Annotated in this window: 30 protein-coding genes; 3 read left to right on the forward strand and 27 right to left on the reverse strand. The window is 74.8% G+C overall.

Annotated elements, in window-relative coordinates:
• Positions 1 to 36 precede the first annotated feature (36 nt).
• From flhA to P9841_RS07925, 15 genes are all read right to left on the reverse strand, one after another.
• Complete coding sequence (flhA, locus tag P9841_RS07855) at positions 37 to 2,100, reverse strand: flagellar biosynthesis protein FlhA (protein ID WP_283321502.1); 2,064 nt, start codon at positions 2,098 to 2,100, stop codon at positions 37 to 39.
• A 103-nt stretch (positions 2,101 to 2,203) separates the two neighbouring features.
• Positions 2,204 to 3,361, reverse strand: coding sequence for an EscU/YscU/HrcU family type III secretion system export apparatus switch protein (locus P9841_RS07860; RefSeq protein WP_283321503.1), 1,158 nt, complete (start codon positions 3,359 to 3,361; stop codon positions 2,204 to 2,206).
• Positions 3,358 to 4,116, reverse strand: a complete 759-nt coding sequence (locus tag P9841_RS07865) for a flagellar biosynthetic protein FliR (protein ID WP_283321504.1) — start codon at positions 4,114 to 4,116, stop codon at positions 3,358 to 3,360. The genes P9841_RS07860 and P9841_RS07865 overlap by 4 nt, the downstream gene beginning before the upstream one ends.
• Before the next feature lie 6 nt (positions 4,117 to 4,122).
• On the reverse strand, positions 4,123 to 4,395 hold the full coding sequence (gene fliQ / locus P9841_RS07870) for a flagellar biosynthesis protein FliQ (RefSeq protein ID WP_222171357.1): 273 nt from the start codon (positions 4,393 to 4,395) through the stop codon (positions 4,123 to 4,125).
• Positions 4,395 to 5,246, reverse strand: coding sequence for a flagellar type III secretion system pore protein FliP (fliP, locus tag P9841_RS07875; RefSeq protein ID WP_283321895.1), 852 nt, complete (start codon positions 5,244 to 5,246; stop codon positions 4,395 to 4,397). The genes fliQ and fliP overlap by 1 nt, the downstream gene beginning before the upstream one ends.
• Positions 5,247 to 5,287: 41 nt before the next feature.
• The gene (locus P9841_RS07880) at positions 5,288 to 6,136 is read right to left on the reverse strand and encodes a flagellar biosynthetic protein FliO (protein ID WP_283321505.1); all 849 of its coding nucleotides are present in this window, start codon (positions 6,134 to 6,136) and stop codon (positions 5,288 to 5,290) included.
• Positions 6,136 to 6,849, reverse strand: a complete 714-nt coding sequence (fliN, locus tag P9841_RS07885) for a flagellar motor switch protein FliN (protein WP_283321506.1) — start codon at positions 6,847 to 6,849, stop codon at positions 6,136 to 6,138. Before fliN ends, P9841_RS07880 begins: the two co-directional genes overlap by 1 nt.
• A complete protein-coding gene (locus tag P9841_RS07890) occupies positions 6,849 to 7,730 on the reverse strand; it encodes a FliM/FliN family flagellar motor switch protein (RefSeq protein WP_283321507.1) in 882 nt (293 codons plus the stop codon). Before P9841_RS07890 ends, fliN begins: the two co-directional genes overlap by 1 nt.
• Positions 7,731 to 7,972: 242 nt before the next feature.
• The gene (locus tag P9841_RS07895) at positions 7,973 to 8,491 is read right to left on the reverse strand and encodes a flagellar basal body-associated FliL family protein (protein WP_283321508.1); all 519 of its coding nucleotides are present in this window, start codon (positions 8,489 to 8,491) and stop codon (positions 7,973 to 7,975) included.
• 7 nt (positions 8,492 to 8,498) lie between these two features.
• A complete protein-coding gene (locus P9841_RS07900; RefSeq protein WP_283321509.1) occupies positions 8,499 to 9,422 on the reverse strand; it encodes an OmpA/MotB family protein in 924 nt (307 codons plus the stop codon).
• Positions 9,419 to 10,186 carry a motility protein A gene (locus tag P9841_RS07905; protein WP_222171350.1) on the reverse strand — a complete coding sequence of 256 codons (768 nt, stop codon included), beginning with the start codon at positions 10,184 to 10,186 and terminating at the stop codon, positions 9,419 to 9,421. Before P9841_RS07905 ends, P9841_RS07900 begins: the two co-directional genes overlap by 4 nt.
• The gene (locus P9841_RS07910; protein WP_222171349.1) at positions 10,186 to 10,509 is read right to left on the reverse strand and encodes a flagellar FlbD family protein; all 324 of its coding nucleotides are present in this window, start codon (positions 10,507 to 10,509) and stop codon (positions 10,186 to 10,188) included. The genes P9841_RS07905 and P9841_RS07910 overlap by 1 nt, the downstream gene beginning before the upstream one ends.
• 201 nt (positions 10,510 to 10,710) lie before the next feature.
• Positions 10,711 to 11,250 carry a hypothetical protein gene (locus P9841_RS07915; RefSeq protein ID WP_283321510.1) on the reverse strand — a complete coding sequence of 180 codons (540 nt, stop codon included), beginning with the start codon at positions 11,248 to 11,250 and terminating at the stop codon, positions 10,711 to 10,713.
• Positions 11,251 to 11,260: 10 nt separating this feature from the next.
• On the reverse strand, positions 11,261 to 11,815 hold the full coding sequence (locus P9841_RS07920; RefSeq protein WP_283321511.1) for a hypothetical protein: 555 nt from the start codon (positions 11,813 to 11,815) through the stop codon (positions 11,261 to 11,263).
• Positions 11,816 to 11,923: 108 nt separating this feature from the next.
• Complete coding sequence (locus tag P9841_RS07925) at positions 11,924 to 12,472, reverse strand: hypothetical protein (RefSeq protein WP_283321512.1); 549 nt, start codon at positions 12,470 to 12,472, stop codon at positions 11,924 to 11,926.
• Between the two features lie 130 nt (positions 12,473 to 12,602).
• On the opposite strand from P9841_RS07925, the gene P9841_RS07930 reads away from it, so the two are divergent.
• From P9841_RS07930 to P9841_RS07940, 3 genes are all read left to right on the forward strand, one after another.
• On the forward strand, positions 12,603 to 13,628 hold the full coding sequence (locus tag P9841_RS07930; protein WP_283321513.1) for an AraC family transcriptional regulator: 1,026 nt from the start codon (positions 12,603 to 12,605) through the stop codon (positions 13,626 to 13,628).
• Positions 13,629 to 13,967: 339 nt separating this feature from the next.
• Positions 13,968 to 15,314: a flavin-containing monooxygenase gene (locus P9841_RS07935; RefSeq protein WP_283321514.1), complete on the forward strand. Its 1,347-nt coding sequence runs from the start codon at positions 13,968 to 13,970 to the stop codon at positions 15,312 to 15,314.
• On the forward strand, positions 15,311 to 16,204 hold the full coding sequence (locus P9841_RS07940) for an SDR family NAD(P)-dependent oxidoreductase (protein WP_283321515.1): 894 nt from the start codon (positions 15,311 to 15,313) through the stop codon (positions 16,202 to 16,204). The genes P9841_RS07935 and P9841_RS07940 overlap by 4 nt, the downstream gene beginning before the upstream one ends.
• Before the next feature lie 106 nt (positions 16,205 to 16,310).
• On the opposite strand, the gene P9841_RS07945 is transcribed toward P9841_RS07940, so the two are convergent.
• The 12 genes from P9841_RS07945 to P9841_RS08000 all read right to left on the reverse strand — a co-directional run bounded on the left by P9841_RS07945 (position 16,311) and on the right by P9841_RS08000 (position 26,504).
• Complete coding sequence (locus P9841_RS07945) at positions 16,311 to 17,489, reverse strand: flagellar hook protein FlgE (protein ID WP_283321516.1); 1,179 nt, start codon at positions 17,487 to 17,489, stop codon at positions 16,311 to 16,313.
• 36 nt (positions 17,490 to 17,525) lie between these two features.
• Positions 17,526 to 17,966, reverse strand: a complete 441-nt coding sequence (locus tag P9841_RS07950; protein WP_283321517.1) for a flagellar hook assembly protein FlgD — start codon at positions 17,964 to 17,966, stop codon at positions 17,526 to 17,528.
• A 10-nt stretch (positions 17,967 to 17,976) separates the two neighbouring features.
• A complete protein-coding gene (locus P9841_RS07955) occupies positions 17,977 to 19,548 on the reverse strand; it encodes a flagellar hook-length control protein FliK (RefSeq protein WP_283321518.1) in 1,572 nt (523 codons plus the stop codon).
• On the reverse strand, positions 19,545 to 20,309 hold the full coding sequence (locus P9841_RS07960; RefSeq protein ID WP_283321519.1) for a C40 family peptidase: 765 nt from the start codon (positions 20,307 to 20,309) through the stop codon (positions 19,545 to 19,547). The genes P9841_RS07955 and P9841_RS07960 overlap by 4 nt, the downstream gene beginning before the upstream one ends.
• Positions 20,306 to 20,743 carry a flagellar export protein FliJ gene (locus P9841_RS07965; protein WP_283321520.1) on the reverse strand — a complete coding sequence of 146 codons (438 nt, stop codon included), beginning with the start codon at positions 20,741 to 20,743 and terminating at the stop codon, positions 20,306 to 20,308. The genes P9841_RS07960 and P9841_RS07965 overlap by 4 nt, the downstream gene beginning before the upstream one ends.
• Complete coding sequence (locus P9841_RS07970; protein WP_283321896.1) at positions 20,740 to 22,026, reverse strand: FliI/YscN family ATPase; 1,287 nt, start codon at positions 22,024 to 22,026, stop codon at positions 20,740 to 20,742. The genes P9841_RS07965 and P9841_RS07970 overlap by 4 nt, the downstream gene beginning before the upstream one ends.
• Positions 22,027 to 22,157: 131 nt before the next feature.
• A complete protein-coding gene (locus P9841_RS07975) occupies positions 22,158 to 22,829 on the reverse strand; it encodes a FliH/SctL family protein (RefSeq protein ID WP_283321521.1) in 672 nt (223 codons plus the stop codon).
• On the reverse strand, positions 22,819 to 23,826 hold the full coding sequence (fliG, locus tag P9841_RS07980; protein ID WP_283321522.1) for a flagellar motor switch protein FliG: 1,008 nt from the start codon (positions 23,824 to 23,826) through the stop codon (positions 22,819 to 22,821). The genes P9841_RS07975 and fliG overlap by 11 nt, the downstream gene beginning before the upstream one ends.
• Entirely contained in the window at positions 23,826 to 25,421 is a 1,596-nt protein-coding gene (gene fliF, locus P9841_RS07985; RefSeq protein WP_283321523.1) for a flagellar basal-body MS-ring/collar protein FliF, read from the reverse strand. The genes fliG and fliF overlap by 1 nt, the downstream gene beginning before the upstream one ends.
• Complete coding sequence (fliE, locus tag P9841_RS07990) at positions 25,421 to 25,762, reverse strand: flagellar hook-basal body complex protein FliE (RefSeq protein WP_283321524.1); 342 nt, start codon at positions 25,760 to 25,762, stop codon at positions 25,421 to 25,423. Before fliE ends, fliF begins: the two co-directional genes overlap by 1 nt.
• Positions 25,759 to 26,163 (reverse strand): flagellar basal body rod protein FlgC, encoded by a 405-nt coding sequence (locus tag P9841_RS07995; protein ID WP_283321525.1) that lies wholly within the window; start codon positions 26,161 to 26,163, stop codon positions 25,759 to 25,761. Before P9841_RS07995 ends, fliE begins: the two co-directional genes overlap by 4 nt.
• On the reverse strand, positions 26,163 to 26,504 hold the full coding sequence (locus P9841_RS08000; protein WP_283321897.1) for a flagellar basal body rod protein FlgB: 342 nt from the start codon (positions 26,502 to 26,504) through the stop codon (positions 26,163 to 26,165). The genes P9841_RS07995 and P9841_RS08000 overlap by 1 nt, the downstream gene beginning before the upstream one ends.
• Positions 26,505 to 26,622 lie beyond the last annotated feature (118 nt).

Here is a 26,622-nt window from a genome sequence, read left to right on the forward strand (position 1 = left end):
CGCACGTGCACCATCAGCTCGGCGAGGTCGGCACCCTCAAGCAGCAATCGCGTGGGCACCGCTCACCACCCCGACGGTCTCGATGCGCACCCCTCCGCCGGTCACCTCGGCGTAGGACAGCACCGGGAGCCGCTCCAGGCCCAGCACGACCACCTTGCGCAGGGCGGGCCGCAGCGCGGGCGCGCAGACCAGCACCACGGACCGGCCGGTCGCCTCGGCGTCCGTGACGGCCACGCGCAGCCGCTCGAGCATGGCCTCCAGCCGGCTCGGGTCGGTGACGACCTGCGTGCCGCTGTCCGACGGGCGCAGCGACTCGACGAGCGACTGCTCGAACACCGGGTCGAGGGTGAGCACGCGCAGGACGCCGTCCTGCACGTGCTGCGCGCACAGCGCCGGGCCGAGCGCGCCGCGGGCGGCCTCGACGAGGCCCTCCGGGTCGGTGCTGACCTTCGCGCGCAGCGTCAGCGCCTCGTAGATGCGGCCGAGGTCGCGGATCGGCACCTCCTCCGCGAGCAGCCCCTGGAGCACGCGCTGCACCTCACCGAGCGACAGCAGCCCGGGCACGAGCTCCTCGACCACGGACGGGTTGACCTGCTTGACGCCCTCGGTGAGCACCCGGACGTCCTCCCGGCCCAGCAGGCGCGGGGCGTTCGCGGTGATGATCGCGCCGAGGTGCGTGATGAGCACGGACACCCGGTCGACCACGGTGGCCCCGGCCATCTCGGCGGCGTGCCGCAGCTCGGCGGCCACCCACTTGCCGGGCAGGCCGAAGACGGGCTCGACGACCGCCTGCCCGGGGAGGGCGGCCAGGTCGTCGCCGAGCGCCAGGATGCGCCCGGGCGGGACCTCGCCGCGGCCGACCTCCACGCCGGCGATCCGCACGACGTAGGTGGACCGCGGCAGGTCGACGGAGTCGCGGGTGCGGACCGGGGGCACGACGATGCCGAGCTCCATCGCGATCTTGCGGCGCAGGCCCCGGACGCGGTGCAGCAGGTCCTGGTCCGGGCCGTTGCCGACCATGTCGACCAGGTCGGGCGCCAGCAGGATCTCCAGGGTGTGGACGCGCATCTGCTCGATGAGCGCCTCGGGCGTGTCGTTGCTCGTGGGTGCGGCGGTCGCGGTGGACGCGGCGGCGAGCTCGGCGGCGGCGGCCTCCCGGGCCTGCGTGGCCTTGAGGCGCTGCCCGACCACCAGCAGGCCGGCGCCGACCAGGACGAACGGCAGCTTCGGCATGCCGGGCAGCAGCGCGAGCGCGAGGGCGCCGGAGCCGGCGATCATCAGGGCCGTGCGGGACTGCAGCAGCTGCTTGGAGGCGGCCGTGCCCATGTCGCCCTCGGCGGTCGCGCGGGTCACGACGATGCCGGTGGACACCGACAGCAGCAGGGCGGGGATCTGCGTGACCAGCCCGTCGCCGATGGTCAGCAGGCTGAAGCGCTCGAGCGCCTCCGGCATCGACAGGCCCATCTGGACCATGCCGATGACGAACCCGCCGATGAGGTTGATGAGCGTGATGATGATGCCGGCGATGGCGTCGCCCTTGACGAACTTCGACCCGCCGTCCATCGCGCCGTAGAAGTCCGCCTCGGCCGCCACGTCCGCGCGGCGCTTGCGGGCCGTGTCCTCGTCGATGAGGCCGGAGTTCAGGTCCGCGTCGATCGCCATCTGCTTGCCGGGCATCGCGTCGAGGGTGAACCGGGCCCCGACCTCCGCGACGCGCCCGGCGCCGTTGGTGATGACGACGAACTGGATGACCACGAGGATCAGGAAGATCACGAGCCCGATGACCAGCGAGCCGCCGACCACGAAGTGCCCGAACGCGTCGATGACGGCCCCGGCGTAGCCGTCGCGCAGCACCAGGCGGGTGGACGCGACGTTGAGGCCCAGCCGGAACAGCGTGAACACGAGGATCAGCGACGGGAAGACGCTGAAGTCCAGCGGCCGCTGCACGTACATGCTGGTGAGCAGGATGACGAGCGACGCCGTGATGTTGACGGCGATGAGCACGTCGAGCATCGCCGCGGGCAGCGGCACGACGAGCAGCAGGACGATGCCGACGACGCCGACCGGGACGGCGAGCTGCGAGATCTGCCGGTTCTTCATCACAGGTCCTCGGGGGTGTCGGGTCGGTCGGCGGGGCGGACACGATCGGCAGGGCACGGCGCACGGCGGTCCCCTCCCTTGGTCATCGGCAGGCGGGGCCGGGTCATGCGGCCTTCTCCGCACGCATCCGCCGGCGGGCGGCGGCGACGGTGGTCGGGACGTCGTCCGGGGCGACGGAGCCGCCGGGCATGGTGTGGCGGCCCATCGCGGCGCCGCGGCGCTTGAGCTGCATGACGAACGCCAGCACGCGGGCCACCGCGGTGAACAGGTACGCGGGGATCTCCTGGTCGACGGCGCAGGCCGCGTGCAGCGCCCGCGCCAGGGGGACGTCCTCGACCATCGGGACCCGGTGCTCGGTCGCCTGCGCGCGGATGCGGGCCGCGACGGCGCCGGCGCCCTTCGCGACGAGGCGGGGCGCGCCGGTGCCCGGCACGTACTTCAGGGCGACGGCGACGTGGGTGGGGTTGACGATCACGACGTCCGCGTCGGCGACGGCCGCCATCATGCGGTTGCGGCTCATCGCCATCTGCTTGGACCGGATCTGCCCCTTGACCAGCGGGTCGCCCTCGGTGCGCTTGTTCTCCTCCTTGATCTCCTGGCGGGACATGCGCGTCTGCTTCCGGTTGCGGCGGATGACGACGAGCAGGTCGACCGCCGCGAGCAGCACGCCCGCGGAGACGCCCCACACCAGGAGCTGCTTCACGCCGGACCCGGCCACGCCGAGCATGTGCGCGAGCGGGATGCGGCCGGTGCCCATGAGCTGCGGCACGAGGGCCTGCACCGCGAGGTACAGCACGGTGCCGACGACGGCGGTCTTGAGCAGCGTCTTGGCGCCCTCCCACCACGCGTGCGCCCCGAAAAGCCGCTTCACGCCCGACACCGGGTTGAACTGCTGCACGTTCGGCTTGAACTTCTTGACGTGCACGCCGCCCTGCGCGACCGCGACCGCGATCACGACGCCCGCGACGACCGCGAGCATCGGGCCGATCGTGCCGACGACCGACCAGAGGCCGTCCCCGAGCAGCTGCGTGACGGTGCCGGCGTCGGGCGACGCGATGGCCTCGCGCACCGACCCGAGCTGCTCGAACGCCGCGTCGGCCGCCCGGCTCGCGGTGCCGGGCAGCATGATCGCCGCGGCAGCCAGCCCGACCCAGGCGGTGAGGTCCTGGGACCGGGAGAGCTTCCCGTCCCGGTGGACCTGCTTCATCCGCTGGGCTGTGGCCTTCTCGGACTTCTCCCCGCTGTCCCCGCCGCCGCTCACGACGCGACCCCCAGCATCGCCTCGAGCGCGCGGCCCGCCAGGTCGTCGATGACGCCGGGCATCGCGAGGTACGCGAAGCCGGCGAACGTCACGGTCATCAAGATCTTCAGCGGGAAGCCCATCGCGAAGGCGTTCAGCGCGGGCGACACGCGGGTGAGCAGCCCCAGGCCGACGTCGGTGAGGAACAGCACGACCAGCAGCGGTCCGCCGATCTGCAGCGCCGCCAGGAACATCTGCGTCAGCCCGGTGGTCGCCACCGACGCGAGCGCGGCGAGGTCCAGGCCCGCCCCCGGCGGCACGGCGTCGAACGACCGGGCCAGCCCTCCGATGAGCACCTGGTAGGCGCCCGAGACGAACAGCAGCACCAGGCACGTCCAGTTGTACAGGCGGGCGAACTGGGCGCCGGACGTCATGTTCTGCGGGTCGAACGCCTGCGCGAGCTGGAACCCGCCGAACAGGTCGATGAGGTTGCCCGCCGCCTGCACGGCCGCGAACACCAGCGACACCAGGAACCCGAGCGCGGCGCCGACGACGGCCTCCAGCACCAGGGCCCCGACGAACTCCCCCGTCGACGTGGTGGCGACGACGTCGAGCCGCGGCAGGACGGCCAGCGCGAGGCCGACCGACAGCATCGCCTTGACCGTCCCCGGGATGCCGCGGTGCGCGAACGGCGGCGCGACCACGAAGAACGCCGCGAACCGGACGCCCGCGAGCATCGCGGTCTGCACGGCCGCCAGGGAGAGCGTGACGTCCATCCCGGGTCAGCCCCCGAGCAGGCTGGGGATGCGCTCGAAGAGCTCCTGCGTGAACGACACGAGCTCCGAGATCATCCAGTTCCCGCACACCAGCAGCGCCACGGCCGCCGCGATCGCCTTGGGGACGAACGACAGCGTGACCTCCTGGATCTGCGTCACGGACTGCACGAGGGACACGGCGAACCCGACGACCAGCGCGGTGACGAGCACCGGCGCCGCGAGCTTCGCGGTGAGGATCAGGGCGTCCAGCCCGATGTCGAGGACGGCCGCGGTGTCCATCAGCCACCCCCCGCCGACGCCGCGCCCACGAGGGCGGTGACGATGAGGCCCCAGCCGTCCACCAGCACGAACAGCAGCAGCTTGAACGGCAGGGACACCATGACCGGCGGCAGCATCATCATGCCCATGCTCATCAGGACCGAGGACACGACCAGGTCGATGACGAGGAACGGCACGAAGATGACGAACCCGATGATGAACGCCGAGCGCAGCTCCGAGAGCATGAACGCCGGGATGAGCGTGAGCATCGGCACGGACGCCGGGTCCTCGGGGTTCGGCTGGTCCGCGGCCCGCGTCAGCAGGGCGAGGTCGGCCTCCCGGGTGTGTCCCAGCATGTAGTCGCGCATCGGCGCCGACCCGGCGTCGAGCGCGGTCTGGAAGTCCATGCTGCCGTCCAGGTACGGCTGCACCGCGTCCTGGTTGACGTCCGACAGCACCGGCGCCATGACGAACAGGCTGAGGAACAGGGCGAGGCCCGCGATGACCTGGTTCGGCGGCACCGTCGTCAGGCCCAGGGCGTTCCGGGTCAGGGACAGCACCACGAAGATCTTGGTGAAGCCCGTCATCATCAGCAGCAGCGCCGGCGCGACGGACAGCAGCGTGATGCCGATGAGCACGACGATCGAGCTGCTCGGCGAGCCGTTGACGCCGTTGATCGCGACGGACACCTCGCCGCCGCCCGAGGGGTCGGCCGGGCCGGTGGGGGCGGCGGGGCCGTCCGGCGGGACCGGCGCGGCGTGCGCGACGCCCGAGCCGAGCACGACGAGGACGACGGCGAGCGCCAGCACGGCGGCCAGCACGAGCGGCCAGGTGCGGCGGGGGGCGCGGGGAGTGGTGGGGGCGGCGGTCAGGGCCGGCCGCACGGCGGCGGGACGCACCCGCAGGTCGGTGGTCACCGGCGCACCGTCCGCTCGCGCAGCGCCGCGACGGCCTGCTTCCACGTGGACGGGGCCAGCACGGAGCCGTGCAGGGCACCGGTGGCCTCCGCCGGGTGGGCGGCGAGCTCCAGCCGCGCGGCGTCGACCTCGGCGACCTCCAGGCCGGCGAGGCCGGGCACCGGCTCGCTGCCGACGGGCTCGACGGGGATCGCCGCGGCGGCGGCGAGGGCGGCGGCGGCCGACGCGGCGGAGGCAGCGGCGGCGTCGCGCGCGGGGCCGGAGACGGAGCCGGGGGTCGTCGGCGCGGTCGGCGCGGTCGGTGCGGTCGGCGCGGGGGCGCTGCTCGCGGTGGCCAGGGCCTGGGCGAACACGCGCTCGCGCTGCTCGGCCGACCCGGCGGCGGGCTGTGCGGACGGCACCTGCGGGGCGGCGGACGCGGGCGCGGGCGGCACCGCGGGCGACGCCGGCACCGCGGGCGAGGTCGCCGAGGGCCGGGCGGCCCGCGCACGCCGGGGCGTCGGCAGCACGGCCGCGGCGAGCGAGCCGAGCGTGACCGGCGCGCGGTCCGCGGCGGTCGGCGCGGTCGTCGCCGGGGAGGCGGGGGCCTCGGCCGGGGCGGGCGCCAGCTCGGTCAGCATCGTGACGTTCTGCTCGCCGTACCCGAGGAGCAGCCGGCGGTTGCCGACGGCCACCACCGCGACGCCGGCGTGGCGGCCGAGCGCCTGGCGCCCCACCACCTCGACCGCCGGGCCCGCGGGACGGCGGCGCGCACCCCACCCGGCGCGGCGCGCGAGGACCCAGATGAGCCCGATCACGCACGCCAGCGCCAGGAGGACGCGCAGCCCCAGGACGACGGAGTCCATCAGAGGGCGCCGTCCTCGCCCCGGGCGATCTCGGTGATGCGGATGCCGAACTCCTCGTCGATCACGACGACCTCGCCGCGGGCGATGAGGCGGCCGTTGACCATGACGTCGGCGGGGCTGCCGGCGGCGCGGTCCAGCTCGAGCACGGCGCCCGGGGTCAGCTCCAGCACCTGGCGGACCGGCAGCTTGGTGCGGCCGAGCTCGGCGGTCAGGGTCATCTCCACGTCGTAGAGCACCTGCAGGCTGGCGCGCTGCGTCGGGACGCCGGGCGTGCGGGGCGTCGGCTCGGTGCGCAGCCGCAGCGCGAACCAGGCCTGCACGCCGTCGTCCGTGGTGAGCGCCACCAGGTGGGCGTCCGCGGGCAGCGCGGTCGCGACCGGCTCGGTGCGGGCGGCCTCGAGCACGCCGGCGCCGAGCTCGGCGACAGCGGCCTCCAGCGCGGGGCGCAGGGCGGCGGCGAGGTCCAGCGGGCTGCCGTCGGGCGCACCGGCGGCGAGCGCCTCGCTGACGGCCGCGTCGGCGACGAGCACGAGGTCCGCGCTGTTCGGGCCGACGAACGACGCGACGACCGCGAGGGCGGCCGGGTCGGGGCGGGCACCCGCCGGGGCGGGCGCGGGCACGAGGGGCGCGGCGGCGGGCAGCAGCCGGGCGGCGGCGGTGGCCGCGGCGAGCGCGACCGCGGCGTCCGTGGTCTCGGCGGTGGGGGCGTTCATCAGGGCTTCTCCTCGACGGTGACGACCATGCAGGCCAGGCGGGAGCCGTTGTTCCCGGCGGCGGCTCGGGCGAGCACGACGCCGTCCACCACCACGTCGAGCGGCTGGGACGACGGGTGGGACAGGGGCACGACGTCGCCGACCGCCAGGTCGACCACGTCACGGGGGCGGACGACGACCGGCGCGAACCGCACGGCCACCTCCACGGGGACCTCCTCGACGGCGGCCTCCAGGTCGGCCAGCGCGACCTCGTGGGCGCGCTGGTCCTCCAGCGACCGGCCGGTGGAGCCGTCGGCCTGGCGGACGGCCGCCAGCAGCAGCTCCGCCGGGAACATCACGGTCGCGAGGTCCTCGCGCTCACCGACGCGCATCTGGAACGTCGCGACGAGCACCGCGTCGGAGGCCGGCACGGCCTGCACGAACTGCGGGTTGTACTGCACGGACCGGAACGTGACGTCCAGCGGGGCCAGCGCGGAGAACGCGTAGCCGAGGTCGCCGAGCGCGGCCTGCATGACGCCGCGCAGCAGGGTGAGCTCGATCTCGGTCAGCTCGCGGTCCTCGCGGGGGTCGCCGCTGCCGGGGCCGCCGAGCAGGAAGTCGATCCAGACCATCGTGGTGCTCACCGGCACCTGCACGACGGCGGTCTGCCGGGTCTGCTCGATCGTGCACAGCATCATCGCCGTGGTGCCGGGCAGGGTGCGGACGTACTCGTCGTACGACGTCAGGCTCAGCCCGTCGAGCGTGACCTGCGCCATCGCGCGGAGCCGGGCGGTGAGCTGGTTGCCCCACTGCCGGGCGAAGGTCTCGAACGCCATCTCGAGGACGCGGGCGTGCTCACGCGCCATCGTCATCGGGCGCCGGAAGTCGTAGGGCTCGGGCACGTGCGTCCGCCGCCGCGAGCGCGCAGGGGGCTGACCCTGGGTGTGGACCGTCACGCCCACCCTCATCGGCGCGCGAACGGGTGATGTGAGGGGTCGTGCCCGGAACTTCCTCCGCCCTCGGCCCGTCGTGGGCCGTCGTGCTGCGGAGCGATGTGGCGCCCTCCGTGGCGCCGTGGTTCACCGGCCCCGGACGCTGCTGGCCCGGGTCCCGGCCGGAGGGAGGCGCGTCGCCGCGCTCCCCCTCACTGCGTGACGTAGTTCGTCAGGTAGAGGTCCATCACCTCCCCCTCGTAGAGCTCCTCGACCTGGTGCAGGAGCTTCTTCTTGAGCTCCTCGCGCTTCTCCGGGTCGCTGACCTCCGACACGGACCGGCCGGAGAACAGCGCGATCGCGGCGTCCACCGCCTTGCCCGTGTCGGGAGCCTCCTCGCCGACCTCCTCGGTCAGCTGCAGGTCGAAGCCGAGGCGCAGGTAGTGCCCGTCGGCCAGGTTCAGGCTGATCGGCTCGACGGCCACGACGGCGCCCGGCACCGGCTCCGGCTCTGCCGCCGGCTCCGCGTCGCCGCCGCCCTTGGCGAACAGGAAGAAGTACGCCGCACCGCCGCCGACCACCAGCACGAGGGCGATGATCACGACCAGCATCTTCTTGCTCTTCTTCTTCGGCTCCTCCGGCTCGGGCGCCGGGGCGTCCTTGGACCCGCCGATCTTCTGACCGCCGCCGATCTTCTGGCCGCCGCCGATCACACGCTGCTCGATGGGCATCTCGTCCTCACCCTCCCGTCGCACTTCCGGCTGCCACCGCGGGCAGCAGGGCGCGGACCGCCTCCGGGGCCGCGCTCAGGATCACCATGTCGACCCGCCGGTTGGCGGTCATCGCGTCGTCGCCGCTCCCCTGCACCAGGGGGCGGGTGTCGCCGTAGCCGACCGCCTGGATGCGGTTGCCCGGCATGCCGTCGCTCTCCACGAGGTGCCGCAGCACCTGGGTGGCGCGGTCCGAGGACAGCTCCCAGTTGGTCGCGTACCGGCCGGAGATGGGCACGGTGTTCGCGTGCCCCTCGACCGAGATCTGCTCCTGCAGGCCCACGAGGGTCGGGGCCGCGAGGTCCAGCACCTGCATCGCGGTGGCGGTGAGCTGCGCCGACCCCTGCGCGAAGAACACGTCGTCGGCCACCAGGCCCAGCACCAGCCCGCGCTCGTCCATCCGGAACCGCACGGCGTCCTGCAGGCCCGCCGAGCCGAGCGCGGCGAGGATGTGCTGCTTCACCTCGTCGAGGTGCGCGGCCTCCGCCTGCGCCGCCGCCAGGGTGGACGCGTCGACCTGCGCGGGGTCCTTCACCGCCTCCGGGGACGGGTCGGACGCCTGCAGGCCGAGGCCCTCGTCGGCGCTCACGATGCCGGCCGTGCTCGTGTCCGGCTGCTGCTCCGTGGCGGGCGTCAGGCCGTCCATCGTGCCGTCGCTGCCGTCCAGCACCGACTGGTTCACCGAGCCGTCGCCGAACCCCGCCGCGAGGGACGCCCGCAGCTGCACGTACTTCTGCTGGTCCACCTGGCTGATCGCGAACAGCACGATGAACAGCGCCATGAGCACGGTGATCATGTCGGAGTACGACACGAGCCAGCGCTCGTGGTTCACGTGCTCCTCGTCGTGCCCCCCGCCGCGCCGGCTCCGGCCGCGCCCGCCGTGGCCGCTCACGCCGCCTCCTTCGCGGCGGGCGTGTCCGGCAGCAGGCTGCGGAGGCGCTCGCCGACCAGGCGCGGGTTGGCGCCGGCCTGCACGGCCAGCAGGCCCTCGAGGGTCACCTCCATCTGCGCGCACTCCAGGTCGGAGAACCGCTTGATGCGGGTGCCGAGCGGCAGCCAGACGACGTTCGCGGACAGGATGCCCCACAGGGTCGCGACGAACGCCGCGGCGATGGAGTGGCCCAGCGACGACGGGTCGGACAGGTTCTCCAGCACGTGCACCAGGGAGATGACCGTGCCGATGATGCCGATCGTCGGGGCGTAGCCGCCCATGTCCTGGAAGTACTTCGCGTGCGTCTTCTCGCGGGTCCGCTTGGTCGCGATCTTGTCCTCGAGGATCATCCGCAGGTCGTCCGGGTCCGTGCCGTCGATCGCGGCCTGCAGGCCGCCGCGCAGGAACGGGTCGTCGATGTCCTTCGCCGCGTCCTCCAGCGCCAGCAGGCCCTCGCGCCGCGCCCGGTCCGCCAGCTCCACCAGCGTGTCGACCGTCGTCGTCGGGTCCGGGACCTTGCTCATCAGCGCCCGGGGCACCGCCTTGTACGACTCGATGACGTCCTTGACCGTGTGCCCGGCGATGCCGACGCCGATCGTGCCGACCCACACCAGCAGCAGCGGTGCGGGAAGGAAGATCGACATCGGGTCGGCGCCCTCCATGATGAGGGCGCCGAAGATCGCACCGAAGGCGACGACCAGCCCGATGAAGCCGGCGGGATCCATCAGCGGCTCCTGGGTCTCAGGGGGACAGGGTCGGCGAGCGGGCCGTCGCCCTCGTCACCCGGGTCGTCACCGGCCGGCGCCTCGTCGGCGTCCCGGACCAGCTCGACCGCCGGCGACGGCGCGGCCTGGATCTCCTGGGCGCGGGCCAGGAGCTGCGCGCGGTGCTCGTTGACCCGCGCGATGACCTCGGCCATCGACTCCCGGACGATGTACTTCGTCCCGTCGATGAGGGTCAGGATGGTGTCGGGAGCGCTGTCGACGCGCTGGAGCAGGTCCGGGTTGACCCCGAACTGGGCCCCGTTCAGGCGCGTCACGATGATCACAGCGGTTCCCGTCCCTGGTGGTGCGTCTGCGGCGGAGTGCGCCGCGGCGGCCCGTCCGTGTGCCGCTCACCCCAGCCCATCGGACGCGGCCCGGAGGGGCTGAGGCGTTTGCGGGACTTCGCCCGGTCGGCGCGGGCCGGGGTGCGCCGGCACGCCCACGTTCCTCGCGGAGACCGAGAACAGCCCCTCATCAGACGGAGCTCAGGCGGAGGCGTCCAGGGACCGCAGGTAGTCCCGGAGATCAGGCCAGACGGAGTCCACCCAGAACTCCACGTCGCTCGGGTCAGAGAGCGGGAAGAACCCGTCGTCAGCCTCGACCTGCTGAGTGAGATACCAGTCCGCCTCACCCCGGATATCACGGCCGAAGACTCTGGCGAACGACACGTTCCACGCATGCTTCGCAAGCGCTGCGCGAGTCGACCCGTCGACGATGTTCAGAAGCGTCGGCATCGATCCAGGCCGAGTGGCGATCCGGTCGTACATGTCGGGCGCAAAGTCGCCGCGTCCGACCTCGCAACGGACCGTGGACGCTGCAGTCGCGGGAACCCCTTCTATCCCGTAGGCCCGGCTCCACCCCTCGACCTGGAGCCACACGCCCGTTCCCGCATGCGGACGCGCGGCATCGGGCAGCCCCCACCCGATCCGACTCCCCGCGAACCGCGCGAACCCCACGCCCACCAGGCGGCTCCCCAGCGACTTGACGAGTATCCGGCGAGCGACGGCCGTCGACAGCTGACTCACGCTCGCCACCCTAGGGCCCGACCACGGGAGATCGCCCGGGCATGTCCACCCGGTAGTCCCGGAGATCGGGCCAGACGGAGTCCACCCAGAACTCCACATCGCTCGGGTCAGAGAGCGGGAAGAACGCGTCATCGGCCTCCACCCATTGCGTGAAGAGCCAGTCCACTTCGCTCCGGATATCACGGCCGTACACCCTGGCGAAAGACACGCTCCACGCATGCTCCGCAAGCGCACGACGGGCGGACCCCTCGACGATGTGGAGGATCGACGGCATAGATCCGGGCCTAGTGACGATCTGCTCGTACATGTCCGGAGCAAAGTCACCGCGTCCGACCTGGCAGCGAACGGCGGATGCCATGGTCGCCGGAACTCCTTCAAGGTCGTAAGCTCGGCTCCAACCCGCGATCTGGAGCCACACGCCTGTTCCTGCATTCGGACGCGCAGCGTCAGGCAGACCCCACCCGATCCGCCTTCCGGCGAACCGCACGCAGCCGACCTCGACGAGACGCGCCCCCAGCTCCTTGATGAGGACCCTGCGGGCCGACGCGGTGGAGAGAAGCGCCACGTCGCGCACGCTATACCCGAGCCAGGACGCCCGTTGGCGTCGCACACGGCTCCGCAGATGCGGACACCCGCCCCACGACCTGCGCAGCACCGAGCGCACGACCCGGCGTCATCCCCTCACCTCCGGCGCCCCGTCCCATCCGGGGCCGATCGCCGCGCCCACGCCTCGGACCACCCACGAGGTGGACCCCTGCTGGCGACCGGTCTCACCAGTGACCTGCCGGAGCCGTTCGCGCGCCGCGTGCCGGTTCCTGCGGGCCCCCTCCTGTGCGAGCCGCGTGAGGAACGCCTCGCTCGACGTCGACGCGATGCACTGCGCCTGCAACCACGCGCTCATGTCCGCGACCGGGACGTCGGACAGCTCACCGCCCTCGACGACGAGGTCCCGCAGCCCCGCGTCCGCCGCGTGCCGCACGACCTCGTCCCGGTGAGGTCCGGGCACCAGGGCGTCGATCGCCGCGGTGCGGTGCTCCGGTCGCTCCACCAGCTCCCACGCGACCGCGCGGGCGAGGAACGCGTCGGGCTCGTCCGCCAGCGCCCGGAGGACACCGGCGTAGCGGCCGGCGGCGAGTGCGCGCGAGTAGACGTCCCAGCGGACGACGTGCTCCTCCGTCCCTCCGGGCTCGAGCTCGACCTCCGGCGGACCCACCTGCGCCATCAAGGCCTCGAACGGACTGCCTGACCTCACCGCCGCCCGCTCCCCATCCGCCGTCGCCATGATCCCTCCGGGGCCCCGAGCGCCCGGTCGGCCTTGACCACGCGCGGTGCGCGCACCCTACCGTGGCCCCGTGCCGGCACACGCCGCCGCGGGCGGGACCTCCGCGACCGTGGCCCCGCACCTCGTGCGGTACCTCATGCTCGTGGCGGACGAACGCGGTGTGCCGTTCGACGACGCGCTGCGCGCCGGCGGGCTCACGCGGGAGGCGGTGGAGGCCCCGGCGCTGCGGGTGTCGTTCCGGCAGGGGCGGGCGGTCATCGAGGCGGCGGTCGACGCGCTCGGGATGCCGGCGCTCGGGCTGGTGGTGGGGTCGCGGCAGCCGATCACGTCCGCGGGCGTGCTCGGGCTGGGGTGGCTGACGTCCCCGACGGTCGCCGACGGCGTGGCGCTGGGCGTGCGGTACCAGCGCCTCGCGGGGTCGATGGTGCACTGGGCCGCGGAGCGGGACGGCGACCTGCTGACGGTCGTCGCCCAGGTGCACGGGGACTCCGGGCGCGTCGACGAGTTCCTGGTGGACGAGGGGTTCGCGAGCATCACCCGGTCGGCGCGCGACGCCGCCGGCGCGGAGTTCCGGCCGCACCGGGTGGAGCTCGCCCGGCCGGCACCGTCGGACCCGGGGCCGTGGACGTCGGTGTTCGGGCCCGACGTCGCGTTCGGCTCGGCGCGCAACGCCTGGGTGCTCGCGCCCGAGCAGTGGCGCCGGCCCGTCCCGACGGCGGACCGGTGGACGCTCGCGCTGGTGCGGGGGCTGCTGGACGAGCAGACGGCCGAGGTCGTCGACCGGCAGGAGCTCGTGGCGCTGCTGTCCGCCCGGGTCGAGGCCGCGCTGCCCGAGGTGCTGCCGCTCGCCGCGCACGCGCGGGCGCTCGCGATGAGCGAGCGGACGCTGCGACGGCGGCTCGCGGACGTCGCGACGACGTACTCCGACGTGGTCGACGAGGTGCGGCGGCGGCTGGTGGGGCGTCTCGTGCGGCACGGCGACGTCCCGCTCGCGGAGGTCGCGACCCGCGTCGGCTACACCGACGAGCGCTCCCTGCGCCGGTCGGTCCACCGCTGGTACGGCCGCTCCCCCGCCGCCCTCCGCCGCGCCCCCTGACGCCGCGCCGGCGCCGCGCCCGCCGCGCCGGCCGCGCCGTCGGTGCCGGTCGCGGGCGCGAGGCCGCCGCTCCGGGCGCGAGGTCGTCAGGTCCGGCCGAGGTCGTCAGGTGGGAAGGACGACCTCGGCCGGACATGACGACCTCGACGGCAGAGCGGGTGGGCGGGGCGGCAGAGCGAGTGGGCGGGACGGCAGAGCGGGTGGGCGGGGCGGCGGGGCGGGCGCCGGGGGGCCGCGGCGGGTGGCCTGTCGGGTCCGGGAAGTCGGCTCGCCGGGTCCGCCGCCGCGGGGGTGCGGCTGCTTAGCATCGCTGGCACCGAGCGCGAAGGAGCGTGAGCCGTGACCGCGGACGTCTGCGTGATCGGGGCCGGCCCGGCCGGCCTGGCGGTGGCGCGTGCGCTGCGGGAACGCAGCCTCGAGTACGTGCACCTGGAGCGGCACACCGGCGTCGGCGGGGCCTGGGACATCGACAACCCGGGCGGACCGATGTACGAGTCGGCGCACCTCATCTCGAGCCGCACGCGGTCGGGGTTCAGCGGGTTCCCGATGCCGGACGACTACCCGGACTACCCCGGCCACCGGCAGGTGCTCGCGTACCTGCGGGCGTTCGCCGACGCGTACGGGCTGACGGAGCACGTCGAGACCGGCGTCGAGGTCACCGAGGTCCGCCGCGACGGCGACGGCTGGCTGGTGACCCGCGCGGACGGCACGGCGTCCCGGCACGCGGCGGTCGTCGTCGCGACCGGCTCGCAGTGGTTCCCCAACGAGCCCGCGCTGCCCGGGTCGTTCACCGGGGAGGTCCGGCACAGCAGCACGTACCGCAGCCCGGGCGAGCTCGCCGGCAAGCGGGTGCTCGTCGTCGGGGCGGGCAACTCGGGCTGCGACATCGCGTGCGACGCCGCCCGCAGCGCCGACCACGCCGTCATCAGCACGCGGCGCGGGTACTGGTTCATCCCGAAGCACGTGTTCGGGGTGCCGTCCGACGTGGTCGGCGGGGCCGGGTCGTTCCTGCCGAAGCGCGCCGAGCGGGCACTCATCCAGCCGCTGCTGCGCCTCCTCGTCGGGGACCTGCGCCGGCTGGGCCTGCCGAAGCCGGACCACAAGCTGTTCGAGACGCACCCGATCGTCAACTCGATGCTGCTGCACCACCTGCAGCACGGCGACATCACCGCCCGGCCGGGCGTCCGGGACACCGCGGGCCGGACCGTGACGTTCACCGACGGCACCTCCGACGAGTTCGACCTGGTGCTGCTCGCCACCGGCTACCGGCACCGCGTCCCGGTCGCGCAGCAGTACGTCGGCGACGAGCAGCACCCCGACCTGTACCTGAACTTCGTGTCCCGCGAGCACCCCGGGCTGTTCGGCGTCGGGTACGTCGAGACCAACAGCGGGGCGTACGGGCTGTTCGACCAGCAGGCGCACCTGCTCGCGGCGTACCTGGACGCGCTGGAGACGCACAGCCCGTCCGCCGAGCGGTTCACGCGGATGATCGCGACCGACCGGCCGGACCTGTCGAACGGCCTGCGGTTCGACTCCTCGCCCCGGCACCGCGGCTACGTCGACTCGGACGCCTACGTGGCGTACCTGCGCAGGGTCGGCCGGACGCTGGGCTGGCGGCTGGAGTCCGACCCGCCGCGCGCGGCGAGGGCGCGGGGGTCGTCCGCGACGGCGGCGGTGCGGGCGTGACGTACGACTACCGGGGCAAGGTCGTCCTGGTGACCGGCGGGGCCGGCGGCATCGCGCGCGCGTTCCTGGGCCCGGTGGCGTCGCTGGGCGCGACGTGCGCGGTGGTCGACATCCGGACCGAGGCGGCCGAGCGCACCGCCGCCGCCCTGCCCGGCGCCGGGCACGCGGGGTACGGCTGCGACCTGACGGACCAGGCGCAGGTCGAGGCGCTGCTGACGCGGGTCGGCGCGGAGCACGGGCGGATCGACGTGCTCGTGAACAACGTCGGGATGACCAGCGCCGACCGGTTCGACGAGCGCAGCGTCGAGTCCATCCGCACCGAGCTGGAGGTCAACCTGCTGTCCCCGCTGGTGCTGACCCGGCTCGCCGTGCCGCTGCTGCGCGCCGCGCCGGACCCGCGCGTCGTCACGACGGTGTCGCTCGGCGGGATCTTCCCGCTCGGCGAGACGCCCATCTACACGGCGTCGAAGTTCGGGCTGCGCGGCGCGATGCTGGCCATCGGGCTGGACCTGCGGGCGAAGGGCATCACCGCCGGCTCCGTGCTGCCGTCCGCGACGGACACCCGGATGCTGCGCCGGGAGGCCGTCGAGGGCGGCAACTCCCTGCAGTTCCAGGACCCGCCGCAGCCGCCCGAGGTCGTCGCGCGCACGATGATGCGGATGCTCGACCGGCCCGCGCTCGAGCGCTACCCGCGGCCGTCCGAGGCGGTGCTCGTGAAGACCGCGATGCTCGTGCCGAACGCCCTGCCCCGGCTGATGCGGCTGTTCCGGCGCCGGGGCGAGCGCGGCATGGCGGCGTACCTCGCGCGGCTGGAGCGCGCGGGGATCGCGCACCGCCGCGACGGCCGCTGGGCCCTGGTCGACGACGAGCGCGCCCTCCCGCACCCCTGACCCCGCGCCCGCCGCGCCCGCTCCCGCCGCGCGTGCGCGAGAGGCCAGCACCCGGGCGTCCCGGTGGGGACGGGTGCCCGGGTGCTGGCCTCTCGACCGGCGTGGGTCAGCGCTTGAGGTTGACCAGCTCCTGGAGCACCTCGTCGGACGTCGTGATGACGCGGGAGTTCGCCTGGAACCCGCGCTGGGCGATGATCAGCTGCGTGAACTCCGTGGACAGGTCCACGTTGCTCATCTCGAGCGAGCCGGAGGACAGCGTCCCGCGGCCGCCGACGCCCGCGGCGCCGATCTGCGCGTCGCCGGAGTTCACCGTGGTGGTGAACAGCGAGCCACCGGCCTTCGACAGACCCGCGGGGTTGGTGAACGACGCCATCGCGATGCGCCCGAGGTCCTGCTTGAGGCCGTTCGAGAACGCGCCGTTGATGGTGCCGTCGGACCCGAGCGTGAAGGACTGCAGGATGCCGGCCGCGTAGCCGTCCTGCTTGCCCGCCGCGACGGTGTCGACGCCGGCCATGCTCGTGAGGCCGGAGATGTCGACGTTCACGCCGCCGAGCGTGAAGGTGCCGGCGCCCGTGAGGTTGCCGGACCCGTCGAACGTCAGCGGCGCCGCCGCGACGGTGCTGATGCCGTCCGAGGCGGCCATCGTCCAGCCGGTGGCGGTCTTGGTGAAGGTCAGCGAGAGCTCCCGCTCGTTGCCGAGCGCGTCGTACGCCTTGGTGGTGACGGTCTGGACCGTGCCGTCCTCGGCGTCGGCCTTGAGGTTGCCGGCGAACGGGGCGTTCGTGGTGGCGCGCGCCGGCATCACGGTGCCGACGGCGACCTTGATGTCGCCGACCGGCTTGGTGGTGTCGATGACGCCGTTGACGGCGGCCCAGCCCTGCACCATGGCGCCCGCACCCGGCAGGACCATCTGGCCGGTCGAGTCGAAGTCGAAGGACCCGGCGCGCGTGTAGAACTGCTGGTTCCCCTGGCGGACGACGAAGAACCCGTCGCCGGAGATCATCATGTCGGTGCTGCGGCCCGTGAGCTGCGCGGCGCCCTGCTTGAAGTTGGTCGTGATGCCGGCGACCTGCACGCCGAGGCCGACCTGCGCGGGGTTCTGGCCGCCGACGCCGTCCTGCGCGCCCGAGGCGGCGTTGAGCATCTGGCTGAGCGTGTCCTGGAACTGGATCTGGGACGCCTTGAAGCCGGTGGTGTTGACGTTGGCGATGTTGTTGCCCGTGACGTCGAGCATCGTCTGGTGGCTGCGCAGACCGCTGATGCCGGAGAAGAGGGAGCGGAGCATGGTGGATCCCTTCGGGGTGGTGGAGCCGGACCGCGGTCAGGCGGTGGTCGTGGGGGTGGTGGCGGGCACGGGGCTGATGCCCGCGACGGCGTCGAGCGGGAGCTTCGTCTCGCCGACCTGGAGCACGGGGACGGTGGCGGAGTAGTCGACCGAGCCGACCACGCCGGTCTGCGTCGTGCCGTCGGCGTCGGTCCAGGTGACCTGCTTGCCGACGAGGTCCGCGGAGGCCATGCGCATCTGCAGGGCGAACTGCTCGCGGGCGGACGCCTGGATCTCGGAGAGGGACTCCATCATCGACAGCTGCGTGGTCTGCGCCATCATGTCGCTGGTGTCCATGGGGCTGCTCGGGTCCTGGTTGGACAGCTGGGCCACCAGCAGCTTGAGGAACGTGTCCTTGTCGAGGGTCTTGCTCGGCGTGGACGTGCTCTCGGTCGCGGCGGCGCTCTGGTTGGTGATGTACGAGACGTCGATGGACACGCGGGTCTCCTCAGACGAGCAGGTCGAGGCCGCCGGCGGCGGTCGACGGACGGGCGGCGGGCAGGTCGGTGGCCGGTCCGGGTGCGGTGCCGGCGGGTGCGGCGCCCAGGGGCAGGGCCGCCGCGAGGGAGTCGCGCCGGGTCTCGCCGCCGGTGGCGCCCGAGGCGTCACCCCCGCCGAGGCTGACGTCGGACGACAGCCCGGTGGAGGCGAGGTCCCGCCGCAGGTCGGGCAGCGACTGCCGCAGCGCGTCGCGTGCGGAGTCGGTCGCGCCGACGAGCTCGACCCGCACGGACTCGGGCGAGATGTGCGCGACGACGGTCACGGGCCCGAAGTGCTCCGGGTCCACCCGGAGCGTCAGCACGTGGGAGCCTCCGCCGAGCGACCGCAGGGCCGGCAGCTGCTCGCCGAGCTTCGCGGCGATCTGGTCGGACAGCGGCACCCCTGCGGCCGGCGCGGCGGCGACGGGGGCGCGGTGCTGCACGCTGCCGACCTGCAGCGCGGCGGGAGCGGTCGGTGCCGGCGCGGGGGCCGCCGCGTCGCCCGCCGGGTCGGTGGCCGCGGCGGCCGTGCCCGGCGCCGCGGAGCCGGCGGACGGCTGCGCCGCGCCCGTGAGCGCGGTCGGCGCGGGAGCGGCACCGCCGGCGGGCGTGGTCGTGGCGGCGGTGGGCGCGGCGCCCGGGCCGGCGGGCTCCACCGCGACGGACGCGGCGGCGGGCGGCGGCCCGGCCGGGCCGGCCTGCGTGGTGGCGGGGGCCGTCGTCCCGGCGGGGACGGTGCCGGCACCCGCGGGGGCGGGCGTGGTGGCGGCCTCCCCGGCGGCCGGGGCGGCCGGCGCCGTCGTCGAGGGGGCGGCAGCGGCCGGTGCGCCGGCGGCGGCCGGGGCCGGGGCGGTCGCGGCCGGCGCGGCGGCGTCCACGGCGGCGACCGCGGCCGGGTCGACGGACGAGGCGCCCGGGGCGCCCGGGACCGCGACGGCCGGTGCCGCGACGGCCGCTGCGACGGTCACGGTCGGCGCGGGCGTGGCAGGCGCCGGGGTCGCCGCGGGTTCGGTCGCCGCCGCCGGGTCGGTCGTCGTCGCTGCGGGCGCGTCCGCGGGCGCCTGCGTGGCGGGCGTCGCGTCGGGGCCGTCCGCGCCGGGGGTGGCGTCGGCGCGATCGCGCGCCTGCGCCCCGTCGGTGCGGTCGGCGCGGTCGGTGCGCTCCGTCCGGCCGGTGCGCTCGGCGCGGTCCGTCCGGTCGGCGCGGTCGGGGCGGTCCGTCCCCGCGGCGCGGTCGCGGCGGTCGGCCCGCGCACGATCGGCGCGCGCGCGGTCGGCGGCCCGGTCGGCGGCCCGGGCGTCCGCACGCCCGCGGTCGTCGGCGCGCGCGGCAGCAGCCCGGTCGGCGGCCCGGTCGGCCGTCCGGTCGGCCGTCCGGTCGGCCGTCCGGCCGGTGGCGCGCTCCTGCGGCGACTCCGCGATCGCGCCGGCGAGCACGGCGTCGAACCCGCTCGCGGCGGTCCGGGATCCGGAGCCCGCGCCCGTGCCGCCGGCGGTGGCGGTCGCGCGCGCGGGCAGGGCGGTCAGGGTGGTCGTGGTCACGAGGCAGCCCCCCACAGGGACGAGGTCAGGGACGAGGTCGAGCCGGAGCCCGCGAGCAGCGTGAGGGCGGTGCGCCCGGCGCTGGAGGAGGCGAGCGCGCCGGTGAGCGCGGTCGTGGCGGAGGGTGCCCCGGACTGCGGCAGGACCCGCCGGATGGTGGTCGGCTCGGCGTAGACGTCGCGCACGGTCACGCTCGCGCCGGGCTTCGGGGCGTCGATCATCTTCCCGTCGCCCACGTAGATGCCGATGTGCGAGCCGCCGGACAGCACGACGAGGTCGCCCGGGAGCGCCTGGTCGAGCGACGGGACCTCCGTGCCGAGGGTCGCCTGGTCCCGGGCGACGCGCGGGACGCCCGTGACGCCGAGGTCGGCGAGCGAGCGCAGCACCAGCCCGGAGCAGTCGAGGCCGCCCTCGTCGAGGGACTCCCCGCCCCACACGTACGGCACGCCGAGGTACTGGCGGGCGGCGGCGACGAGGTCCTCCCCGGTGGCCGCACCGGCGCCCCCGGCGCCGGCCACCACCGCGCCCGCGTCGGAGGCTCCGACGGCGGACCCGGTGCCGGTGAGCTCCGCGAGCGCCGCCGCGAACGTCGCGTCGCTCGCGGACGACGCCCCCGCGGCGGACGACGCCCCCGCGGCGGACGCGCCGGACGTCGTCCCCCCGACCGCGCCGACGCTGCCGAGCACCGGGGTGGCGACGGGCACGACGGACTGCTGGATCTGCGCGATGCGCGCCTGCACCGCGGCCACCGCGCCGGTCACCGGAGCTCCCCCGGCGACGGCGCGACGCTGCGGCGCCCCGCGACCTCGTCCAGGACGACCTGCTCGGCGCGCTGGTCCTCGACCCGCACCGTCTCGTCGTGCTTCTCCTGGAGCTTCTCGAGCGTGCGGGTGCGGGTGCGGGCCTGCGACCAGGCGGCGTCCGCGGCCTCGACGACGTCCTGCGCGGCGGTGGCCGCGACGCGCTGGTCGACCAGCAGCGCGGACAGCGCCATGCGGCTGGCGACGACCGCCTGCATGCCGAGCGCGTCCGTGCCGGACGGGAACCGGGCGTCCCCGAGCGCGGCCTGGGTGGCGTCGCGGCGGGCGGCGGCGGCGTCGCGGGTGCGGGTGGCGTCGCCGAGGCGGGCGGCGGCCTGCTCCTCGGCGAGGGTGCGCAGCCGCAGCAGCCCGGCCAGGCGGAAGGCGCGGCTCACGGCAGGTCCCCCATCGCGGCGACGAGGGCGGCGAGCCGGCCCCAGGAGTCGGCGGCGGGCGCGCGCTCGTCCATGCCCTGCCGCAGGAAGGCGTCGATGGCCGTGCCGTGCGTGACGGCGGCGTCGACCAGGGGGTTCGACCCCGTGACGTAGGCGCCCACGTCGAGCAGGTCCTGCGCCTGCCGCCGCGCCGCCATGACGCGGCGCAGCCGGGTGGCGAGGTCCTTCTGCTCGGGGCGCAGGACGCGCGACGCGACGCGGGAGATGGACCCGAGCGCGTCGACGGACGGGAAGTGACCGGCCACGGCGAGCCTGCGGTCCAGCACCACGTGCCCGTCGAGGATCGAGCGCGCGGCGTCGGCGATCGGCTCGTTGTGGTCGTCGCCGTCCACCAGCACGGTGTAGAGGCCGGTGACGGAGCCGGTCGCGCCGGTGCCGGCGCGCTCGAGGAGCTGGGCGAGCAGCGCGAACGTGCTCGGCGGGTAGCCGCGGGTGGCGGGCGGCTCGCCGACGGACAGCCCGATCTCGCGCTGCGCCATCGCGACGCGGGTGAGCGAGTCCATCATCAGCACGACGTCGTCCCCGCGGTCGCGGAACCACTCCGCGATGCGGGTGGCGACGAACGCGGAGCGCAGCCGCACCAGCGGCGGCTCGTCGGAGGTCGCGACCACGACGACGGACCGCGCGAGGCCCTCGGGCCCCAGGTCGTCCTCGAGGAACTCCCGGACCTCGCGCCCGCGCTCGCCGACCAGGGCGATGACGGAGACCTGCGCGTCCGTGCCGCGCGCGATCATCGACAGCAGGCTCGACTTGCCGACGCCGGAGCCGGCGAAGAGGCCGAGGCGCTGGCCGCGGCCGGCGGTGACGAGCGTGTCGAGCACGCGGACCCCGAGGTCCAGCGGCCGCTCGACGCGGGCGCGCGCCAGCGGGTGCGGCGCCTGGCCGGTGACCTCGACGCGGCCGACGCCGGTGAGCGGGCCGAGGCCGTCGATGGGGCGCCCGAGGCCGTCGAGCACCCGCCCGAGCAGCCCGGGGCCGACCGGGGCCGTCAGCGCGGACCCGCGCGGGCGGACGCGCATCCCGGCGCGCAGGCCGTGCGTCGGCCCGAGCGGCATGGCGTGGGCCGAGCCCCGGCCGGTGGCGACCACCTCGGCGGGGACCAGGCCGTCGGCGGTCTCGATGGTGACGAGCTCGCCCACGGCCGCGCCCGTGCCGGCGACCTCGACCGTCAGGCCGACGACGCCGCGCACCTGGCCGACGCGCTCCGGGCGGGCGGCGGTCAGGGCCGCGGCCCACGCCGGACCGCCGGGGTGCGTGCCGTCGCCGGCAGCCCCCGCGGCACCCGGTGCCCCGGCGCCCGTGCTCCCGGCGACGCCCGTGCGCGGCGTCGGCAGCAGGCCCGTCGTCGTCGCGGTCACGCCGCACCATCCGCCTGCGCGGACGCGGCGAGCGCCGCCCGGGCGCGGTCCAGCGCCGCGCCGATGCGCGCGTCGAGGTAGCCGTCCGGCAGCTCGCCGACGGCGTCGCCGGGCTCGAGCGCCGGGTCGGCCACGAGCTCGACGCCCGTGAGGTCCGGCAGCCCGCCGAGCACGTCACCGGCCGGCACGTCGCCGGCCGCGGCCGGCGCCGCGAGCGCGGCCCGCACGGTCGCGAGGTCGCGCGGGTGCAGCCGGACGGTGTGCACCTCGCGGCGCGGGTCCTGCTCGCGCAGCCGGCGCAGCGCGGCGCGCGCCGCGGTGGGCGCGTCGGCGACCTCCTGCCCGAGCACGACGGCCGCGAGCTCGAGCGCCGCGGCGTGCAGGGCCGCCTCGGACGCGGCGAGCACGGGGGCGGTGCGCTCGGCGGCGGCGCGGGCGGCGGCCGCGAGCACGGCGAGGGCGTCGGCGTGCTCGGCGGCGCGACGGGCGTCGGCCTCGGCGCGCTCGCGCTGCACGCGGGCGGCCTCGACCTCGGCGGCGCGGGCGGCCTCGCGGGCGCCCGCGGCGTAGCCGGCCGCGTACCCCGCGGCGTAGCCCTCCGCGCGGGACGACGGCTCGGCGACGGCGGCGCCGCCGAACACCTGGGTGAACCGGTGCTCAGGAGACATACTCGTCCTCCCCCTCGCGCCGGATCACGATCTGGCCGGACTCCTCGAGGCGGCGGATCACCTGGACGATGCCGGCGCGGGCCTCCTCGACCTGCGAGAGGCGCACCGGGCCGAGCAGCTCGATCTCCTCCTCGAGGTTCTCGCGGGCGCGCTCGGACAGGTTGCGCAGCGTCTTGTCGCGCACCTCGGGCGTCGCGCCCTTGAGCGCCACGGACAGCTCGTTGGTCTCGACCTGGCGCAGGACGAGCTGCATCGCGCGGTCCTCGAGCAGCACGATGTCGCCGAACACGAACATCCGGCTGCGCACCTCGTCGGCCAGGGCCTCGTCGCGGCTCTGCAGGCCCTCGAGGATGAGCTTCTCGGTGGTCGGGTCGGCCCGGTTGATGATCTCGACCAGCGGCTGCACGCCGCCGACGGCGGACAGCTCGTTGGGCGTCAGGACCGTCGAGGCCTTGCGCTGCATCGACTCGGCGATCACCTGCACGACGTCCGGCGAGGCCCGCTCCATGAGCGCGATGCGGTGCGCGACCTCGGACTGCTGCTCCGGGGGCAGGCCCGCCATGATCGCGGAGGCGTGCTCGGGGCGCAGGTGCGCGAGCACGAGCGCCACGGCCTGCGGGTGCTCGCCGTTCAGCAGCGACAGCACCTGCCGGGCGTCGGCGTTCTGGAGGAACTCGAACGGCTGCCCCGCCATGGAGGTCTGCAGCCGCTCGATGACGCCGGCCGCCTGGTCGCGCCCGAGGGCGCCCTCGAGGAGCTGGGTCGCCAGCCCGAGGCCGCCGTTGACGCCGGGGCCGATCATCGACGCGGAGTAGAACTCCTCGACGACCTCGTCGGCCATCGTCTGGTCGACGCGCTCCAGCCGCATGATCTCGGCCGTGAGCTCCTCGATCTCCGCGACGTCGAGCTGCGCCATCACCCGGGCGGCGCGCTCGCGGCCGAGCTGCAGCAGCAGCATGGCGGCCTTCTGCGTGCCGGTGAGCGTCGTGGCGGCCATCAGCGCCGTCCGGCCGGGGTCAGCCAGCCGCGCAGGAGGTCCGCGACCTCGTCGGGCTGCTCGTCCGCGAGCGCCGCGATCTCGGCGCGCTTGACCGCGAGCGACGCGGCGACGGGGTCCACCTCGGCGGGGCCCGGCAGCGCCGGCGGGATGTCCGCCGGGGCCTCGAGCTCGGCGGCCTCGGACGGCCCGTCGACGAGCGGCAGCTCGCCGATGTCGAGCGCCTCGCGCCGGCTGCGCCGGGACCGGCGAGCCAGCACGATCGCGATCACGACCACCAGCAGCAGCAGGGCGCCGGCGACGACGGCCTGCCGGAGCAGGCTCGCCCGCTGGTCGGCGGCGGCCTGCGCGTCGGCCGCGGCGAGCGCGTCGGCGGCGGCGTCCGCGCTCGTCGTGTCGAAGGCCATGGCCTGGACCGCGATCGTGTCGCCCCGCTCGGTGTCGATGCCGGCGGCGGCGGTCAGCGTCGCCGTGAGCTGGTTGAGGTCGATCCCGGCGGCGGCCGTCTGGTCCACCAGGACGGCGAGCGACTGGCGCTGGACCGTGCCGGGGGCGACGCTCGTCACCTCGGTGACCTTGTTGACGGCGTTGCTGACGTCCTCGGTGGTCTTGGAGTACTCGCCGGTGCCGTCGGAGCCGTTCGGCACCGCGATGTTGTCGGGGCCGAGCACGCCCGTGGCGTTGCCGGACCCGGCGCCGGTGTAGGTCTCCTCGGTGGTGGAGGACACCAGCGGCGGGACGTCCTCCGCGATGGAGAACTCCTCCGTCGTGCGCTGCGTCTGGTCCTGGTTCAGCTCGGCCGTGACGGTCACGGCCGACTTGCCGGCGCCGACCACCTGGTCGAGCAGCGCCTGCACCGCTCCGGTGACGCGCTGCTCGTAGGCCGACGTCGCCTCGTCGCCGGAGCCGGCGGTGATGCCCGTGCCGACCTCGGAGAGCACCTTGCCCGTGGAGTCGACGACCGCGACGTCCGTGGCCTTCATGCCCTCGATGCCGGCGGACACCAGGTGCACGATCGCCTCGACCTGGTCGGTGGTCAGCTCGGTGCCGGTGCGGGTGCGCACGAACACCGACGCCGTCGGGTCCTGCTTCTCGGAGACGAACACGGTCTCCTGCGGGAGCGCGAGCTTGACGGAGGCCGCCTCGACGCCGGACATCGCGCCGATGGTCTTGGCGAGCTCGCCCTCCAGCGCGCGCTGGTAGGTGGTCTGCTGCTGGAACTCGCTGGACGTCATGGACATGCCGTCGAGCAGCGAGTAGCCGTCGCCCTCCGCGTTGGCCGGCAGCCCGGCGGCGGCGAGCTTGAGCCGCATCGCGTACAGCTTGTCCTGCGGGACCATGACGGTGCTGCCGCCGTCGGTGAGCTCGTAGGACACGCCCTCCGCGGAGAGCTGGTCGACCACGGCCGAGGCGTCGGTGGCGGACAGGCCGGAGAACAGCGGCGCGAGCGTCGGCTTGCTGGCCCACGAGTACACGGCGAACCCGCCGAGCAGGATCGCGGCGACCGCGATGACCGCGAAGGTCTTCTGGGGCAGCGAGAACTGCTTGACGGCCCCGCTCATGCGGCCGAACAGGGACTTCACCTGGGCGGGCATCAGGCCTGCATCCTCATGATCTCGGTGAACGCGTCGACGGCCTTGTTGCGCACGGCGGCGGTGAGCTCGAGCGCGAGCTTCGCCTCGGACGACGCCACCGTGTAGTCGTGGACGTCGTCGAGGTCGCCGGTGACGGCCTGGACCGCGAGCGCCTGGCTGGTGGACTGGAGCTGCTGGACCTGGTCGACCGCGCCGAGGGCGGCGGCGAACCCGCCGTCGAGCCCGGCGGCGCCGGTGGCGGACGCCCCCGGCGTGGCGGAGGCGCCCGACAGGTCGGACAGCGCCGACAGGTAGGTGGTGGGGCTGACGCCGGAGACGCCGCCGACGGGCTGGATGCTCACGAGGTCCGTCCGATCTGCAGCGCGGCCTCGTAGGACGCCCGCGCGCGGTCCACGACCGCCGCGTTCGCCTGGTAGCCGCGCTGCGCCATGATGAGCTGGGTCATCTGGCTGGCCATGTCGACGTCGGGGTAGCGCACGTACCCGTCCTCGTCGGCCAGCGGGTTGGTGGGCTCGTACACGACGCGGCCCTCGGCGGACCCCAGCGCGATGCCGGAGACCTGCGCACCGCCGCCGTTCTCCGTGGGGATCTCGCTCGCCACGACGTACTTGGCCTGGTACGCGGCCTCCGTGGTAGAGGTCGCGTTGTTCATGTTCGCGAGGTTGTCGCTGACCGCGTCGATCCACTTGCGGTAGACGGTCATGCCGGTGCTGGCGACCCCGATCGCCCCGAAGGTCGTCATCAGGAGGTCCGCATCGCGGCGCGCACGCCGGAGAACGTGCCGTCGACGGCCTGGGTCGCGAGCTGGTAGCGCAGGTTCGTGTCGACGTTGAGCAGCGTCTCCTCGTCGAGGTTGACGTTGTTGCCGTCGGTGCGGGTGGGCTCGAGCGACCGGGCGACGGTGGCGGAGGCCGCCCCGGAACCGCCCTCGACCGCGCGGGCCAGGGCGTCCTCGAACTGGACCTTCTTGGCCTGGTAGCCGGGCGTCTGGATGTTCGCCACGTTCTCGGCGATCGCGCGCTGGCGCAGGGCCAGCCCGTCCAGCGCGCTGTTCAGCGCGACGTAGCTCACGGAGTCGAACATGCCCATGGCAGGGTCACCCTCACCGAGGTTGGTCCTGATCGGCCTGTCCGTGGCCTGCTGCGCGAGCGATCCCTGCTCACTGCCCCCATCGGCGGCGACGGGACCACGCTGAGGCTCC

This window comes from Cellulomonas sp. ES6, from assembly GCF_030053835.1.
Taxonomy (GTDB): domain Bacteria; phylum Actinomycetota; class Actinomycetes; order Actinomycetales; family Cellulomonadaceae; genus Cellulomonas.

Bases quoted from the DNA above. Each gene is read 5' to 3' on its own strand.
- P9841_RS07975 (WP_283321521.1), bottom strand. From the start codon at position 22,829: ATGTCTCCTGAGCACCGGTTCACCCAGGTGTTCGGCGGCGCCGCCGTC.
- P9841_RS07945 (WP_283321516.1), bottom strand. From the start codon at position 17,489: ATGCTCCGCTCCCTCTTCTCCGGCATCAGCGGTCTGCGCAGCCACCAG.
- fliQ (WP_222171357.1), bottom strand. From the start codon at position 4,395: ATGGACACCGCGGCCGTCCTCGACATCGGGCTGGACGCCCTGATCCTC.
- P9841_RS08000 (WP_283321897.1), bottom strand. From the start codon at position 26,504: ATGTTCGACTCCGTGAGCTACGTCGCGCTGAACAGCGCGCTGGACGGG.
- fliF (WP_283321523.1), bottom strand. From the start codon at position 25,421: ATGCCCGCCCAGGTGAAGTCCCTGTTCGGCCGCATGAGCGGGGCCGTC.
- P9841_RS07895 (WP_283321508.1), bottom strand. From the start codon at position 8,491: ATGCCCATCGAGCAGCGTGTGATCGGCGGCGGCCAGAAGATCGGCGGC.
- P9841_RS07865 (WP_283321504.1), bottom strand. From the start codon at position 4,116: ATGGACGTCACGCTCTCCCTGGCGGCCGTGCAGACCGCGATGCTCGCG.
- P9841_RS07995 (WP_283321525.1), bottom strand. From the start codon at position 26,163: ATGACGACCTTCGGGGCGATCGGGGTCGCCAGCACCGGCATGACCGTC.
- P9841_RS07925 (WP_283321512.1), bottom strand. From the start codon at position 12,472: ATGGCGCAGGTGGGTCCGCCGGAGGTCGAGCTCGAGCCCGGAGGGACG.
- fliN (WP_283321506.1), bottom strand. From the start codon at position 6,849: ATGAACGCCCCCACCGCCGAGACCACGGACGCCGCGGTCGCGCTCGCC.
- P9841_RS07905 (WP_222171350.1), bottom strand. From the start codon at position 10,186: ATGGATCCCGCCGGCTTCATCGGGCTGGTCGTCGCCTTCGGTGCGATC.
- P9841_RS07880 (WP_283321505.1), bottom strand. From the start codon at position 6,136: ATGGACTCCGTCGTCCTGGGGCTGCGCGTCCTCCTGGCGCTGGCGTGC.
- flhA (WP_283321502.1), bottom strand. From the start codon at position 2,100: ATGAAGAACCGGCAGATCTCGCAGCTCGCCGTCCCGGTCGGCGTCGTC.
- fliG (WP_283321522.1), bottom strand. From the start codon at position 23,826: ATGGCCGCCACGACGCTCACCGGCACGCAGAAGGCCGCCATGCTGCTG.